Origin of the sequence: Arsukibacterium sp. (genome assembly GCF_036735525.1) — a bacterium.
Taxonomy (GTDB): domain Bacteria; phylum Pseudomonadota; class Gammaproteobacteria; order Enterobacterales; family Alteromonadaceae; genus Alishewanella.
The window spans coordinates 10,249-25,222 of the sequence record NZ_DAINOE010000049.1 but is presented as its reverse complement, the minus strand read 5'-3'; the positions used below and the strand labels follow the sequence as shown (position 1 = coordinate 25,222).

The window sequence follows — 14,974 nt, the reverse complement described above, 5'->3', positions numbered from 1 at the left end:
GGGATGATATTGTGAACAAGTCTCAACTTATCGACAAAATTGCTGCGAATGCAGACATTTCAAAAGCTGCAGCAGGTCGTGCATTAGACGCGTTCATCGACGCTGTAACCGATGCTCTTAAAGAAGGCGACTCAGTAGCTTTAGTAGGATTCGGTACTTACAGTGTACGTGAGCGTGCTGCCCGTACAGGCCGTAACCCGCAAACTGGCGCTACTATTCAGATCGAAGCGGCTAAAATTCCTTCGTTCAAGCCTGGTAAAGCGTTAAAAGACGCCGTAAATTAACTGGACACCTCGCCGGCGCGCCGGCGAGACCAGTGTAGCCCACAGGCAAGGCCTGGGCTTCTATAAAAAAGGCGCATCTGTTAAGATGCGCTTTTTTTTTAAGACAACTTTATCCAAAGTTGAACAGCGAGAAAAAGCAAAGATGTTAGAGAAGATCAGAGAAAGCTCACAAGGACCTACCGCCAAAATTATACTTGGCTTAGTGATCCTGTCGTTTGCACTGGCGGGTGTAGGTGGTTATCTCAGCTCATCGCGTGAAACCGCGATGGCCGTAGTTAACGGCGAAGATATTACCGCATCACGCTTTGAACAGGCGTTTAGTAGCGAGCGTGAACGCAGAAAACAGCAATTTGGCGACATGTATGATTTGTTAGCAGCCGATCCTGGTTATATGCAGGGTTTTCGCGCTGAAGTATTGGAGCAGCTGATTGATGATACCTTACAAAAACAATTAGCGCGCAAGTTAGGGATCCGGGTCAGCGACGAGCAGGTGCGTGATACTATCCGTAATATGTCAGAGTTTCAGATTGACGGCATCTTTAATAACGACCGTTATATTGCATTGCTGCGGCAGGCCGGGTACCAGCCGTCACAATTCCGTGAACTGATCCGCGAGGATTTAGCCAGTAATCAATTACTGGTAGGTTTATTGGGCAGTGAGTTTGGCTTAGGTTCAGAAGTACAATTACGTAACCGTTTAGTGCAGCAAACCCGTGATATCAGCTATGCGCTGCTGCCGGCTAGTCAGTTCGCAGATGCGGTTAATATCAGCGATGCTCAGTTACATGATTACTATCTGACCAATTTACAGCGCTTTATGACGCAACAAAAAGTGGCGGTAGAGTATGTTGAATTATCTTCTGCCATGCTGGCGTCTGATATCGACATTAGTCAGCAACAAATAGCTGCTTACTATGAAGCGAACAAGGCCCGCTATACCACAGCTGAGCAGCGTCAGGTGGCGCATATCATGCTAGAGTCTGAAGGCGCTGATGCTGCGGTTGCAGCAAAAGCTGAGCAGCTGTTAGCTGAACTTAACGCCGGTGCGGATTTTGCGACCTTGGCTAAAACCCATTCTGCGGATGTGTTTTCCGCTGAAAATGGCGGTGTACTGGATTATCTGGTGGCTGGTCAGATGGACCCGAAATTTGAATCAGCGGCTTTTGCCCTGCAACAACAAGGTGAGTTAAGCGGTGTAGTGCAAAGTGAGTACGGCTACCACCTGATTAAGCTGGTACAGTTAACGCCAGCCCAGCAGCAGCCACTGGCTGATGTGTCAGCTGATATTGCTGTACGATTGCAACAGGAAGAAGCCACCGAGCAGTTTTACCAGTTGCAACAACGCCTGGCCCAGTTAGCTTTTGAAGTCGGCGATACTTTAGAAGATGCGGCCTCTGCTATTGAACAACGGGTTAAAACGACGCCACTGTTTAGCCGGAATGAGGCGACCGAGCCACTGGCTCACCCGGCAGTGATGGCGCAACTGTTTGACTCGCGTTTTATTGCTGACGGCCTGAACAGCGATGTCATTGAAATTGGTCGGGAGCATGTGGTGGTGATGCGGGTGATTAATACCGAAGCCGCCCGGACGCTGACAATGGAAGAGGTCCGTGACGAATTAGTCGCTGATCTGAGTCAAACGCAGCAGACTGAGCTGGCAAAGGCGCGGGCGGTCGAATTGTTAGCTGAGGCTAAAGAGCTGACAGTTCTGGCAGCTGGTGCTGGGTTGACGCTGGAAACCTCAGCAGCGACGCCGCGTTTTGGTGGTACGCTGCAAACAGAAATTCGTGCTAAGGCTTTTGCTCTACCAAGACCGGCTGCAGACGCCTCAAGTCTGGATTATGTGGTATTGGCACATGGTGATGTAGCTCTGGTCGCGGTAAGCGCAGTAAAGGATGCAGAAGTACTGACTATTCCAGAGCCAGCGCAACTGGAAGGTTTGGCAAGGCAACGAGCAGAGCAGAGCTATATGACGTTAATAGCTGCACTTAAAGCACAGGCTGATATCAGCCGTAATTTAACCTCTGCACCGCAGACAGAAGACTTTTAAGCAGAGATAACAAGCTGCGTTAGTTAACGTTACTGACATCTCAAAAGCCTGCACCTGTAGTTGCAGGCTTTTTTTATTTCGGCGATAAATTGATATAAAGGGCAGCGATGTTAACCAGCGCTGTGTATCAATCGTTTGCTGTATTCATGCTGTGGCTGCTGCAGTACTTGCAACGTAGGACCATAGTCGGCGGTGCGGCCCTGATACAATACCAGGGTGTCGTCACTGATATGTCTGACCATCCTGAGATGGTTGGTGATCAGTAAATAAGCTAGCCCGGTGCTTTGCTGTAACTCTAACAGCAGGTTGACAATTTGTGCCCGCAACGTTGGGTCCAGCGCAGTTAAGGCTTCATCCAGAATCAATAACTTGGGGTCGAGGATCAGCGCCCGGGCTAACGCTACCCGTTGTAACTGGCCGCCAGAAAACATGTGTGGATAATACTCAGCATGTTCGTCCAGCAATCCAATGAGCTTTAAGGTTTGACGAATTTTTAAACGGCGCTGCGTCTGATCCAGTACCGTACTGAATAACAGCACATCTTCAAGCATCTGTCCTATTTTTTGTAATGGATTGAGCGACCGGCCTGCTTCCTGAAAGATAAAGCGGATAACATGGTTATATTTTTTATAATGACTGATTTGCACCAGTTCACCGCCGAGCAAAATGCTGCCACTGTCAGGCTTTTCAATACCTACTAACAACTTGGCCAGGGTGCTTTTGCCCGAGCCGGTTTCACCGACTATGGCCAGGGTTTTACCTGCCGACAGGCTAAAACTAATCTGCTCCAGTGCCGTTACTTTTTGCTTACTAAACCAGCCACGTTGCTTGTAATAGGCTTTGCTCAGTTCCCGCACTTCCAGTAAATGGCTCATTTTGCCGCCCCTTGCTGTAACGGAAAGTGGCAACTGACATAATGATTTTGCTGGCGCTCTAACGAAGGTGTTTTAACGCACTCTCTACGGGCATTAGGGCATCGTGGGCCCAGGCGGCAGCCAATGGGTAAATGCTGCAGTGTAGGAATACTGCCTGGCAGTGCATAGAGCGGAGTCTTGGCTACTAAGTCGGCTTGAAATTCCGGTACACTTTTAATCAGTGCATCGGTATAGGGGTGCAAAGGCGCCGTGAGCAGTTCATGAGTGTCACCTGCTTCCACCAACTGACCACAGTAGAGCACACTGAGGTTTTGAGTGTATCTGGCGACACTTTCTAGTTCATGACTGATTAATAATACTGACATCCCTTTAAGCTGGTTAAAACTGGCTAACAATCGAAACAGCTGCGCTTGAGTGGTACTTTCCAGAGCAGTGGTGGGCTCGTCTGCAATCAATAGCTTGGGGTTTTTAGCGATGGCCATTGCTATCATGATCTTCTGACAAATACCCTCGGATAATTGGTAAGGGTAGCTTTGCAGTACTGTCTGATGGTCTTTGATGCCCACTTTATGCAGCAAGGCTATAGCTTTTTTACGCCGAAGGCCAGAACGCTGCCACCAATGGCCGATTAGTACGCTGTTGGGAATGGCTTCTTCTAATTGTTCCAGAATAATAGCCGTAGGATCCAGGCTACGGCTGGGTTCCTGATAAATCATCGCAATATCTCGGCTGATAATCTGGCGCTGCTGCTGCTGTGGTAGGCGCAATAAATCCTGACCTAACCAGTTAAAGCGATCAGCAGTGACTTTCCAGCGCCGGTTCAGTACGCCAACTATGGCTTTTGCTACCAGGCTCTTGCCCGAGCCTGATTCGCCCACCAACCCACGGGTTTCGCCTTCGCGCAGACTAAAATTCACCCGGTCAACGGCACGGATTAACCCTTCTGGCGTCTCCAGTTCTATAGTGAGATTTTTTATATCTAGTAACAGCATTAGCTTTCCCGCCTGAGTTGGATGGCTTTACGCAGGCCGTCACCTAGCAAATTAACCGATAACACGGCAGCAAAAATTAATAAACCGGGAATGGCGACACTGGCCGGTGCCAGATAAATCAGATCCAGCGAGTCGCTGATCATAGTGCCCCATTCCGCAGTGGGTGCTTGCGCTCCTAAGCCGAGAAAGCCCAGCGCTGCAATATCCAGAATAGCAGTAGACAGTGCCATAGTGGCCAATACCGTCAGTTTTTCCCAGCTATTGGGCAAGACTAACCGGGTTAGCACTTGCCAGTCGTTGGCGCCATCCAGCCGGTAGGCGATGACATAGTCTTGTTTTAATTGTTCATCAATGGCGTTGCGTACACCATGCACAAATTGTGGCAATAGCGCCAACATAATGGCCCAGGTGGTATTCCATAAGCCAGGGCCTAATATCGCCACTATGATAATGGCTAAGAGTAAGGATGGAATGGTCAGTGCCAAATCCAACACATGATTAAATATACTGGATTTGACGCCCTTACTCATACCTGCCAGAGCACCTAATGCCAAACCGGCTATTAGCGCGCCAAATACCGTAAGCATAGCAATACCAAAGGTGTAGCTGGTGCCTTTGAGTAACCTGGATAAAATATCTCGCCCCAGATCGTCGGTACCAAACGGATACTGTACCAGACCATTTTCTGCCCAGGACGGCGGTAACAGCAGCAGGCTTTCTGCTTGTTGGTAAGGATCGTGCGGGGTTAGCAACGGAGCTAAAATACTGATAACAACAAAACTTAAAAATAGCACTAAGCCGGCAACTGCAGCATGCTGCCGGCTAAAATGCCGCCAGAGTTGCGCCAGCGGTGAGCTGTTGTTTTCTTCCAGATAGAGTCGGAATCTGCGCATCGTTACTGCCGCCGTGCCAGTGGATTAAAAATATTGTGCAAAATTTCGGTCAGCATGGTGACGGTGATCACTAGGCTGGAAATCACCAGCAAACCAGACTGGATGGCCGGATAATTACGCTGATAAATGCTGTCAATTAACCATCTACCCAAACCGGGCCAGGAGAAGATAATTTCAGTCAGCATGGCCAGCGTGATAAGGGTACTGAACTGCAAACCAATTTGGCGGATAACCGGTAATAACGCATTGCGCAAACCATGGCGGTACAACACCTGCACCCGGTTTAACCCTTTGGCTTTAGCAGTTTTGATGTAGTTTTGCTCCCATACCTGTAGCATCGAATCCCGGACAAAACGGATCATCACCGTGGTGGGATAGGTGGCCAATACCAGGGTGGGTAATAATAAATGCCGTAGTGCATCCTGCAGCGCTTCTTGCTGGTACTGCACATCAGCCAGCAGGATATCTACCAGCATAAAGCCGCTGTGATAGGGAATTTCATACAACACACTCAGCCGGCCAGCACTGGGTAGCCAGCCAAGGCCAATAGAAAACAACATAATCAGCAGCAGCGCCCACCAGAAAATGGGGAGTGAGTAACCCGTCAGCGCCAGACCGGAAATGGTGCGAGCCAGCATACCGTCAGGCTTAATAGCCGCAATAATACCCAGAGGAATACCAAATACAAATGAGATAAGTAGTGCGTAAGTGACCAGTTCCAGCGTGGCAGGTAACAGTTGGCGAATTTCGGCCAGTAAGGGTTGCTGGCTGGAAAACGACAAACCCCAGTCACCTTGTAAAATTCGACTGATATAAGCCAGATACTGCGCCAAATAACCTTGCTCCATGCGGTAGCTATCGCTGAGCTGCTGCAGTTGGCTGCTGTCCGTCAGGCGCACACCGCTAAAATTTTGCAGCGGATCGCCCGGAAACAAATAACCAAGGCTAAAAGCAAAAACGCTAAGCGCTAAAAGTACAAAGCACAATAAGAACAACCGGCGTAGCAGGTACCAACTCATGGCAGTTGCCTCGTAGCGCCGGCCAGGGAAATGCCACCATAGGGGTTAATTTCAATACCACTGATATTGGCATTAATGGCCTGAAATCGCTGGGAGTGGGCAATGCCTACCAGCGGTTGCTGCTCGAGCAGATATTGCTGGGCCGCCAGATAAAAACTGCGCCTTTGTCGTTGATCGGCTGTTAGCAGCGCCTGACTGATTAAGCGATCAAAGTTGGCATCGCACCAGCCGGCTCTGTTACTACCCGTTTGCGCTGCCGCACAGCTGAGCAGGGGTCTGAAGAAGTTATCCGGATCCGCATTATCAGCCGCCCAGCCAATTAAAACCGAGTCGTGTTCGCCGGCACTGAGCTTACGGCGAAAGCTGTTCCATTCATAGCTGATAACATTGGCCCGTACACCGATTTGCGCCAGATCAGCCTGCATTAACTCAGCCATTTTCAGTGCATTGGGATTATATAAACGCTGTACAGGCATCGCCCAGATATCCATGCTAAAACCATTGGCATAACCGGCTTCTGCTAACAAGGTCCGCGCGCCCTCAGGATCAAATACCGGTACAGGTAAGTCGCTGTTAAAAGCCCAGGATGTCGGCGGCAGCAAGCCTCTGGCGGGTGTAGCATGACCAAAATAGACCGCCTGAATAATGGCCGAATGGTTAATGGCTAACGCCAGCGCCTGGCGTACTTTAACCTGGTCAAAGGGCGCCCTGCTGGTATTAAAGGCCCAGAAGCCAACATTCATACTGGTACTTTCCTGAATACGTACATCAGGCCGGCGGCTAATCAGTTCCAGCTCTGCTACTCTGGGATAAGACACCACATCACATTCATGAGTAAATAATTTTGCCATGCGCTTGGCATTATTGGGCACTATATCAAATACCAGTTGCTCCATTGCCGTGGCACCGCGCCAGTAATCAGGGTGGCGGTAAAACCGCACCAGTATATCTTTTTGATATTCTTTATAGCGAAAGGGGCCAGTACCTACCGGCTTAGAGTCTATCCGTGCCGTTTGCTGTTGCTGCAACAATTGCTGACCATATTCTGCCGATAAGATTGCAGCGAAATCTGTGGCCAGATTTGATAGAAAAGAGCTGTCTGGGCGGCGAAGTTCAAAACGGACACGGTTATCTGACACTGCAACCACGCGTTCCACCAGTTCAGCCCATTCAACGCTTTGAAAATAAGGGTAAATACCGCCACCTTCAGCATGAAACGGATGTGTAGTATCGGTGATGCGGTTAAAAGTAAACACCACATCCTCAGCCTGCAATGGTCTACTGGGTTTAAAGTAGTCGGTTTGATGAAATTGCACATCGTCACGCAACTGGAACTCATAATGCCGGCCTTGCTCAGAGATCTGCCAACTCATGGCCAGTGCCGGTCTGAGCTCACCACTGGCGGCATCGATGTCGAGCAGGCGGTCGTATAACTGCTGGCTGATGATATCGATAGTGGTACCTGAGGTCACGCGTTGTGGATTAAAGCTCTCCGGAGAGCCCTCCGAGCAATACACCAGGCTGGCGCGCATGGTGTCTGGCAGCTGAGGCTGGCAAGCGCTAAGCAGCAAGCTACTCATGCTGATAAGGCTTAGCCACAATAAAGGGTGTCTATTCATCCTTGCTGACTTTCCAGTAACTGATACTTTTTCATATAACCACGCAATTGATGGTAGGTCAGGTTAAGTAAATCGGCAGTTTTTTTCTGGTTAAACTGGCTGGCAGCCAAGGCCTGTTTAATCAGCGACACTTCATAATCCTGTGACAATTGCTTAAAGTCCTGTGGCTGCGAAAAATCCTGTTGCGGCACTGCGCCAACATTAGCCACAGGTTGATTATCAACGCTTTGCGGCGTACTAGCCAGTGGTTGTGGTTCTTTTTGTCTTAACGGGCCAGAGGTCTTAATACGTTGGCTTGGCCGATAAGGAGAATCAAAGGGATCAAGTTGGATATTATGCACTGGGACATATGGGTTATTGCCACGATAAACGCTGCGCTCTACTACGTTTTTCAGCTCACGGATGTTGCCTGGCCAATCATACTCCAGCAGCGTTTTGCGGGCTTTATCGCTAAAACCACTAAAGAGTTCAAAACCTAATTCACGTGCCATATTAATGGCAAAATGCTCGGCTAACAGCATAATGTCTTCGCGCCGCTCGCGCATCGGTGGTAGCGTAATAACATCAAACGCCAGCCGGTCCAGTAAGTCAGCACGAAATTCACCCTGTTCAGCCATCAGTGGTAAATCTTCGTTGGTGGCACATACCAGCCGTACATCCACTCTGACCGGGCGACTGCCACCCACCCGTTCAAACTCACCATATTCTATTACCCGCAGCAATTTTTCCTGCACCATGGCCGGGGTATTGGCCAGTTCATCTAAAAACAAGGTGCCGCCATTGGCACGTTCAAAGCGGCCTTCATGCCGCTTACTGGCGCCGGTAAAGGCACCGGCCTCATGGCCGAACAGTTCACTTTCCAACAGGTTTTCATTTAATGCCGCACAGTTCAGCGTCAAATATTGCTGATCCCAGCGTTGTGATAAGAAATGCAAGCGCGAGGCAATCAGTTCTTTGCCCGTACCGCGCTCGCCAATGATCAATACCGGTTTATCCAGAGGGGCCAGTTGTGAGACTTGATCCAGCACATTTAAAAAGCTGTTGGCCTGACCTATCAGGTTATCTTGTTGAAATTTGCGGCTCATGCTTAGCTACTAATTAGTAAATTTGGCTAATTAATAGTGTATTTCATAACGAAGCATTTCTAAAGCCCTGAGTGGAATTAAATAAAATGCATATAATTCATAAGCTTGCGTTATTTGAAAAAGTTGGCAAGGAAACTGAATAAGCTAAAGGGAGACTGGTAAATTAAATTGAGGTAATTATCATGGGTATTTTTTCACGTTTTTCAGATATTGTGAATTCAAACATTAATTCATTACTGGATAAAGCCGAAGATCCAGAAAAAATGGTTCGGCTGATTATTCAGGAGATGGAAGACACTTTAGTTGAGGTGCGTTCTTCTTCCGCTAAAACCATTGCTGAGAAAAAAGAACTGCAGCGCGTAGTCAGCCGCTTACAGGATGAAGTTAACGACTGGCAAGCTAAGGCTGAGTTGGCGCTGAGTAAAGACCGCGAAGATTTAGCCCGCTCGGCGTTAATTGAACGGCAAAAAGCGGAAGATCAGGCACAATCTGTTGCTAATGATATGGCTAACCTGGAAGAGCACATTAGTAAATTACAGGATGAAGTGTCTCAGTTACAGGAAAAGCTGGCTGATGCCAAAGCGCGGCAAAAATCAATGCTGATGCGCAGAAGCACAGTAGAGTCCCGTTTAGAAGTGAAGAAGACGCTGGATAGCAATCGTATCAACGACGCCATGTATAAATTTGAACGCTATGAGCAGAAAATTGATTCGCTGGAAGCGCAGGTAGAATCTTATGATCTGGGCAAAAAATCTTTGAAAGATGAATTTGCAGAGTTAGCCGCTCAGGATAAGATTGACAATGAACTGGCCGCGTTAAAAGCCAAAGTAACTCAAAAAACGACTAAAGGAGACGCCTGATCTCAGGCGTTGCAGGAGCAGCTAGATGGATATTCAAGAGATGATTTTTGTGCCTGTGATCTTGTTTATGATCTTTGTGGCACCACTGTGGGTCATTATGCATTACCGCAGTAAGAGTAAAATGAGCCAGGGTTTGTCAGATCAGGAGCTGCTGCAGTTAAATGAGCTGACAATGCGGGCAGAAAAAATGCAGGAGCGGATTAAAACGCTGGAAGCCATTTTGGATGCCGACAGCCCGAAATGGAGAAAGCAGTATGAGTAAGCCCAAACGTGAACTACTGCGCGACGATCGCAATGGCAAAATTGCCGGTGTCTGTGCCGGGGTCGCTGATTATTTTGGCTGGGAAACCTGGTTAGTCCGGCTGGTTACCGTATCAGCCGTACTGTTAGGCTTAGGCTGGTTTGTTCCTGCATTGTATATAGCTGGTTGGCTGGTACTGGAAAAAAAGTCCAATGTCCGGCCATTGTCGGCAGAGACGACTACTAAGCCTGAGGAAAAACCGGTTGAACTGAAAACCCGCATCTGGCAACGCGGCGAGTCGGCGAAGCAGGCCCTGCACCATCTGAGCTATCAATTTAACAGCATGGAGCTACGGCTAAGGGATATGGAGCGTCATGTCACTTCCAGTCAGTTCCAGCTGAATCGCGAATTAAATAACCTGTGAGCAGCTTGCTGCGTTGCAGAGCAGAGGGATTATGAGCTGGCTTGATATGCTGCAACATCAAACCCGTCAGCTGGGACAGCGCGCGCTGGACCAGCAACTTCGATTGGGGATTACCGGTTTAAGTGGAGCCGGTAAAACCGCCTTTATTACCTCTCTGGTCCATCAGTTGTGTAGCGGTGATCTGCCTGAGCACCTGCCGTTTTTTGAAGTGGTGCAACAAGGCCGCTATCTGGGCGGACGTCTGTCTAATGAGCAGCCGCTGTCAATTCCCCGTTTTGCATACGAACGCAACTTAGCCTCGTTACTGGGAAACCCTGCCAGCTGGCCGGTATCGACCATTGGCTGGAGCCAGCTGGATTTGCAACTGCGCTATAAACCGCGCAACCGGCTTCGCGCCAGCATATCGCATCACAGCGAGTTACATCTGCAAATCATTGATTATCCCGGTGAGTGGCTGCTGGACTTACCCTTATTACGGCAAAGTTATCAGCAATGGTGCGAATTTAGCTGGCAGTTATTTCGCCAGCCACACCGTCAGGCGCTGTCAGCGCCCTTTGCTAAACGTTTAGCAGCGTTAAATTTGCAAGATGCCAGTGTGCCACAGCTACAACAGTTAGCCGCGGAATATGCCGAATTGTTGACGCAATTTCGTCAGCTGGCCGGTACCTATTTAAATCAGCCAGGCCGGCTATTGGTGCCTGGCGAGTTGGCTGGCGCACCTATGCTGCAACTGCTGCCGTTATTACCTGAGCAGTTGGCTCAAGCCAGCCCCTTACTAAACAAACTCAGCGAACATTACAGCAGTTACTGCCAGTTTGTGGTTAAACCCTTTTATAAACAACATTTTGCCAGTATTGATCGCCAGGTGGTGCTGGTGGATTGTTTGTCAGCACTAAATGCCGGTCATGCCGCTATGGCGGAATTACAACAGGCGCTGGCGCTGATTATGCAAAGCTTTCAATATGGGCCGAGCAGTTTGTTGCGTCGCTTGTTTCAGCCAAGGATCAGCAGGGTATTGTTTGCCGCCACTAAGGCTGATCATGTGACACCAGAGCAACATAAGGCGCTAACGCTATTATTACAGCAGTTGCTACAACAGCCGATCAAGCATTCTCATTATGCTGCAGCACATAGTGAAGTAATGGCGTTAGCCGCTATCCGTGCCAGCAGCTCGGGTACCGTGCGCCAAGATGGCCAGTTGCAGCTATGCATCAGTGGTCTGCAGCGCTCAGATAGCCTGCTGGTAACCTTGTTTCCTGGTGAGGTGCCAGCCAGTTTGCCGCCCGCTGAGCTTTATCAACAGCATCACTTCGCTTTTCCAGATTTTTTGCCGCCAGCAGTAGCGCTGCAACAGCCGCTGCCTCACGTGCGAATGGATCATGCGTTGCAATATTTATTGGGGGATAAGCTGCGATGAAACCGCTTAAGTCTGCCCGCTACTTTCAACCAGCGTCGTCTGAGCAGGACGCCGCACACAGTGATAAAGCACACTTGCCATTGCAAGGCGCCCGTCAGTTTGCGGCCAGTGATTTTGTGGCTGATGTCAGCCTGACAGAGCCAGAGCTGCCATCAAGCTGGCGTTGGCCACTATGGTTATTCTGGACCAGTATGCTGCTGCTGTTGTGGTTGGGCGGTTGGCAATGGCTGGAGCATCTGCAACATAGCTGGCAGCAAGGCCCGGTGAAAGGTGGGCTTTGGACCGTCTTCAGTGTACTTTTCCTGTTAGTCCTGGGTAGCTTCGGCTGGCGAGAATGGCGTTTGTGGCGCCGTTTACAGCAGAATCAGCAGTGGCAACAAGCGGCCACACGCATTGCCAATAGCGTGCAATTTGGTGAGGCACAGCCCTTATGCCAAAGTATTGCCGCCGCCTTACCTCAGGATGCGTTATCAGCAGGTCAACTGCTGATGTGGCAAAAAGCCGTCACCGCTGAGCATACCGATCAGGAGCAATTACAACTGTTTGATACCCTGGTGTTAGCCGAGCGCGATAAGCAGGCTCAGCAACTGATATGGCGGGCCAGTACCGACTGCAGCCTGGCCGTGGCCATTAGTCCTTTTGCTCTGGCCGATATGTTATTGGTGATCTGGCGTAGTAGCCGGATGCTCAGGCAGCTGGCCGTACTCTATGGCTCACCTGTTGGCCAGCTGCGCAGTCTGGCCATGCTAAAGCGGGCGTTAGCAGCATTATTGTGGGCGGGCGGCAGCGAGCTGGTGCTGGATATGGCGGCGGATGCCATAAGCAGTGATTTGACCGCGAAATTATCGATGCGCGCCGGGCAGGGGGTTATTGCCGGCTTGTTGGTCGCCAGGCTTGGGCAACTAGCACAGCAACAACTGCGCCCCTTGCCTCTTCACAAAACGGCTAAAGTGAATATGTCGGCGTTAAGTCAGCATTTATTGGCCAGAGTGAATGCTGATAAAGTCTCTTTATAAGCGCTGAATCGCTCAGCACTGTTACGCTGCCAACAAAAAGTTACAGTTTTACCCGGCTGATTTTTGATGTAACAGACTGCAAGATGTCTGGCTTGCTTCCAATCAGCTGGAATTCTGCTATTTGTGTAGCAAATTTGTAGCTCACACAAGTAGTAGCCCTATGCATAACAATAATAAACATCTGCAAAACAATAATAAACATCTGCAAACCCTTTGTATTCACGCCGGTAAACAGCCCAATGCCCATGGCACCCTGGCGACACCCTTGTATCAAACGTCCACCTTTATCTTTGATAACGCCGAACAAGGCGCCGCCCGTTTTGCCGGTGAGGCCGAAGGCTATATTTACACCCGCTTAGGTAACCCAACCACCCGCGAGCTGGAGCTCAAGGTGGCGGCGCTTGAAGGTATGGCTGATGCGGCTGCAACCGCAACCGGTATGGGCGCAGTGGCCGCCAGCACTATGGCATTTTTACAGCAGGGCGATCATTTGATTGCCAGTAAAGCCATTTACGGCTGCAGTTTTGCGCTGTTTAACCATATGTTTGCCCGTTATGGCATTGAGGTCAGTTTTGTCGATATGACCGATCATGCCGCGGTGCGCGCTGCCCGAAAAGCCAATACTAAAATGTTGTTTGCTGAAACACCGATCAATCCTAATCTGGTGGTGCTGGATCTGGCCTTTTTGTGCGGCTTTTGCCGGGAATATGGCATTATGTCTGTGATTGACAACACCTTTTTAACCCCCTTATTGCAGCAACCGGCTAAATTTGGTGCCGACATTGTGATCCACAGCGCCACTAAATACCTGAATGGCCATGGTGATGTGGTGGCCGGTATCATCGTATCTGATGCCCAAACAATTCAAACCATCAAACTGACCACCTTAAAAGATATGGGCGCCACCATCAGCCCGCATGATGCCTGGTTGATCATCCGTGGTTTAAAAACCTTGTCGGTGCGCATGCAGCGCCACTGTGAAAACGCCCAGCAGGTGGCGGAGTTTTTAGCCGCGCACCCAGCTATCGATACGGTGTATTATCCGGGCCTGCCAGGCCATGCCGGTTACCGTTTTATCGGCAATCAGATGCTGGCTGCAGGCGGCGTACTGGCGTTTGAACTGAAGGGCTCGTTGGATGATGGCCGGACTTTTATTAATCACTGTAAGTTATTAAGTCTGGCGGTGAGTTTAGGCGATGCCGAATCACTTATCCAACATCCGGCGTCAATGACTCACAGCCCTTACACGGCTGAAGAACGGCAGATGGCTGGTATCAGTGACGGTTTAATCCGCGTTTCGGTGGGATTGGAGCATGTTGATGACATTATTGCTGATCTGGATCAGGCGCTGGCCTTTATGCAGCAACAACAACCGGCAGCTGTTGTCACTGACACTGTGACCTTGTAATGCATTCTTTACGCTTATGCAGCTAACTTTAGGCGGCACTGAGATTAACTCTTTTGCCGCTATCGCTTAGTATCGGCGCCAACACGCACAATTTCAATCCTGGCTTTAGCCTGCCAATATCATAAAAACAGCGAAGCAGGCTGGCGGGATGGCGCTTTTGCCCATCAGCGTATAACAGAATTATCAACAGGTTAGATATGAGTAAATCCAGTAAATATGTATCGCGTCAATCAGATGAGCAGGGCATTATTGCCTGGTCAGCTGAAGAGAACCAAATTTGGAGTGAGTTAATTACACGACAACTCGGTGTAGTTGAAGGTCGCGCTTGTGATGAGTACATGGCTGGCCTTGACAAGCTGAAGTTGCCGACAGATCGTATCCCGCAGTTAGAAGAAGTGAGCAAGGTGCTGCGGGCCACCACCGGTTGGGAATGCGCTGAAGTACCTGCGCTGATTAGCTTTGATAAGTTTTTTGAGCTGCTTGCCAACAAACGTTTTCCGGTGGCCACCTTTATTCGCTCACGGGAAGAATTCGATTACCTGCAAGAGCCGGATATTTTTCATGAAATCTTTGGTCACTGTGCCATGTTAACTAATCCGGCCTTTGCCGAATTTACCCATACCTACGGCAAGCTTGGCTTAGCTGCCAGCAAGCAAGACAGAGTGTATCTGGCCCGGCTCTATTGGTTCACCATAGAGTTTGGTTTACTGAATACGCCTCAGGGGCTGCGTATTTATGGCGGCGGCATTTTATCCTCGCCTGGCGAAACCCATTATGCGCTGGAGTCTGCT

15 protein-coding genes are annotated in these 14,974 nt (G+C 49.5%); 9 read left to right on the top strand and 6 right to left on the bottom strand.

What is annotated here, in order from left to right:
- Positions 1-11: 11 nt before the first annotated feature.
- Both hupB and V7D78_RS10865 read left to right on the top strand, forming a co-directional pair.
- Complete coding sequence (hupB, locus tag V7D78_RS10870) at positions 12-284, top strand: nucleoid-associated protein HU-beta (protein WP_333608477.1); 273 nt, start codon at positions 12-14, stop codon at positions 282-284.
- Between the two features lie 142 nt (positions 285-426).
- Complete coding sequence (locus V7D78_RS10865) at positions 427-2,334, top strand: SurA N-terminal domain-containing protein (RefSeq protein WP_333608476.1); 1,908 nt, start codon at positions 427-429, stop codon at positions 2,332-2,334.
- Positions 2,335-2,444: 110 nt separating this feature from the next.
- On the opposite strand, the gene V7D78_RS10860 is transcribed toward V7D78_RS10865, so the two are convergent.
- From V7D78_RS10860 to pspF, 6 genes are read right to left on the bottom strand one after another with little or no spacing between them, the layout of a single operon-like run.
- A complete protein-coding gene (locus tag V7D78_RS10860; protein WP_333608475.1) occupies positions 2,445-3,209 on the bottom strand; it encodes an ATP-binding cassette domain-containing protein in 765 nt (254 codons plus the stop codon).
- Entirely contained in the window at positions 3,206-4,201 is a 996-nt protein-coding gene (locus V7D78_RS10855) for a peptide ABC transporter ATP-binding protein (protein ID WP_333608474.1), read from the bottom strand. Before V7D78_RS10855 ends, V7D78_RS10860 begins: the two co-directional genes overlap by 4 nt.
- Entirely contained in the window at positions 4,201-5,094 is an 894-nt protein-coding gene (locus V7D78_RS10850; RefSeq protein WP_333608473.1) for an ABC transporter permease subunit, read from the bottom strand. The genes V7D78_RS10855 and V7D78_RS10850 overlap by 1 nt, the downstream gene beginning before the upstream one ends.
- A gap of 2 nt (positions 5,095-5,096) precedes the next feature.
- Positions 5,097-6,113 carry an ABC transporter permease gene (locus tag V7D78_RS10845; RefSeq protein WP_333608472.1) on the bottom strand — a complete coding sequence of 339 codons (1,017 nt, stop codon included), beginning with the start codon at positions 6,111-6,113 and terminating at the stop codon, positions 5,097-5,099.
- Complete coding sequence (locus V7D78_RS10840) at positions 6,110-7,732, bottom strand: ABC transporter substrate-binding protein (protein ID WP_333608471.1); 1,623 nt, start codon at positions 7,730-7,732, stop codon at positions 6,110-6,112. The genes V7D78_RS10845 and V7D78_RS10840 overlap by 4 nt, the downstream gene beginning before the upstream one ends.
- Positions 7,729-8,817, bottom strand: coding sequence for a phage shock protein operon transcriptional activator (pspF, locus tag V7D78_RS10835; protein ID WP_333608470.1), 1,089 nt, complete (start codon positions 8,815-8,817; stop codon positions 7,729-7,731). The genes V7D78_RS10840 and pspF overlap by 4 nt, the downstream gene beginning before the upstream one ends.
- Before the next feature lie 182 nt (positions 8,818-8,999).
- On the opposite strand from pspF, the gene pspA reads away from it, so the two are divergent.
- The 7 genes from pspA to phhA form a co-directional block, all read left to right on the top strand.
- Positions 9,000-9,677, top strand: a complete 678-nt coding sequence (gene pspA, locus V7D78_RS10830; protein WP_333608469.1) for a phage shock protein PspA — start codon at positions 9,000-9,002, stop codon at positions 9,675-9,677.
- Positions 9,678-9,702: 25 nt separating this feature from the next.
- Entirely contained in the window at positions 9,703-9,939 is a 237-nt protein-coding gene (gene pspB / locus V7D78_RS10825; RefSeq protein ID WP_333608468.1) for an envelope stress response membrane protein PspB, read from the top strand.
- On the top strand, positions 9,932-10,342 hold the full coding sequence (gene pspC / locus V7D78_RS10820; RefSeq protein ID WP_333608467.1) for an envelope stress response membrane protein PspC: 411 nt from the start codon (positions 9,932-9,934) through the stop codon (positions 10,340-10,342). Before pspB ends, pspC begins: the two co-directional genes overlap by 8 nt.
- A 31-nt stretch (positions 10,343-10,373) precedes the next feature.
- Positions 10,374-11,759 (top strand): YcjX family protein, encoded by a 1,386-nt coding sequence (locus V7D78_RS10815; protein ID WP_333608466.1) that lies wholly within the window; start codon positions 10,374-10,376, stop codon positions 11,757-11,759.
- The gene (locus tag V7D78_RS10810) at positions 11,756-12,775 is read left to right on the top strand and encodes a YcjF family protein (RefSeq protein ID WP_333608465.1); all 1,020 of its coding nucleotides are present in this window, start codon (positions 11,756-11,758) and stop codon (positions 12,773-12,775) included. The genes V7D78_RS10815 and V7D78_RS10810 overlap by 4 nt, the downstream gene beginning before the upstream one ends.
- A gap of 160 nt (positions 12,776-12,935) precedes the next feature.
- Complete coding sequence (locus V7D78_RS10805; RefSeq protein WP_333608464.1) at positions 12,936-14,183, top strand: trans-sulfuration enzyme family protein; 1,248 nt, start codon at positions 12,936-12,938, stop codon at positions 14,181-14,183.
- A 197-nt stretch (positions 14,184-14,380) separates the two neighbouring features.
- On the top strand, positions 14,381-14,974 hold a 594-nt coding region (gene phhA, locus V7D78_RS10800; protein ID WP_333608463.1), incomplete at its 3' end, for a phenylalanine 4-monooxygenase.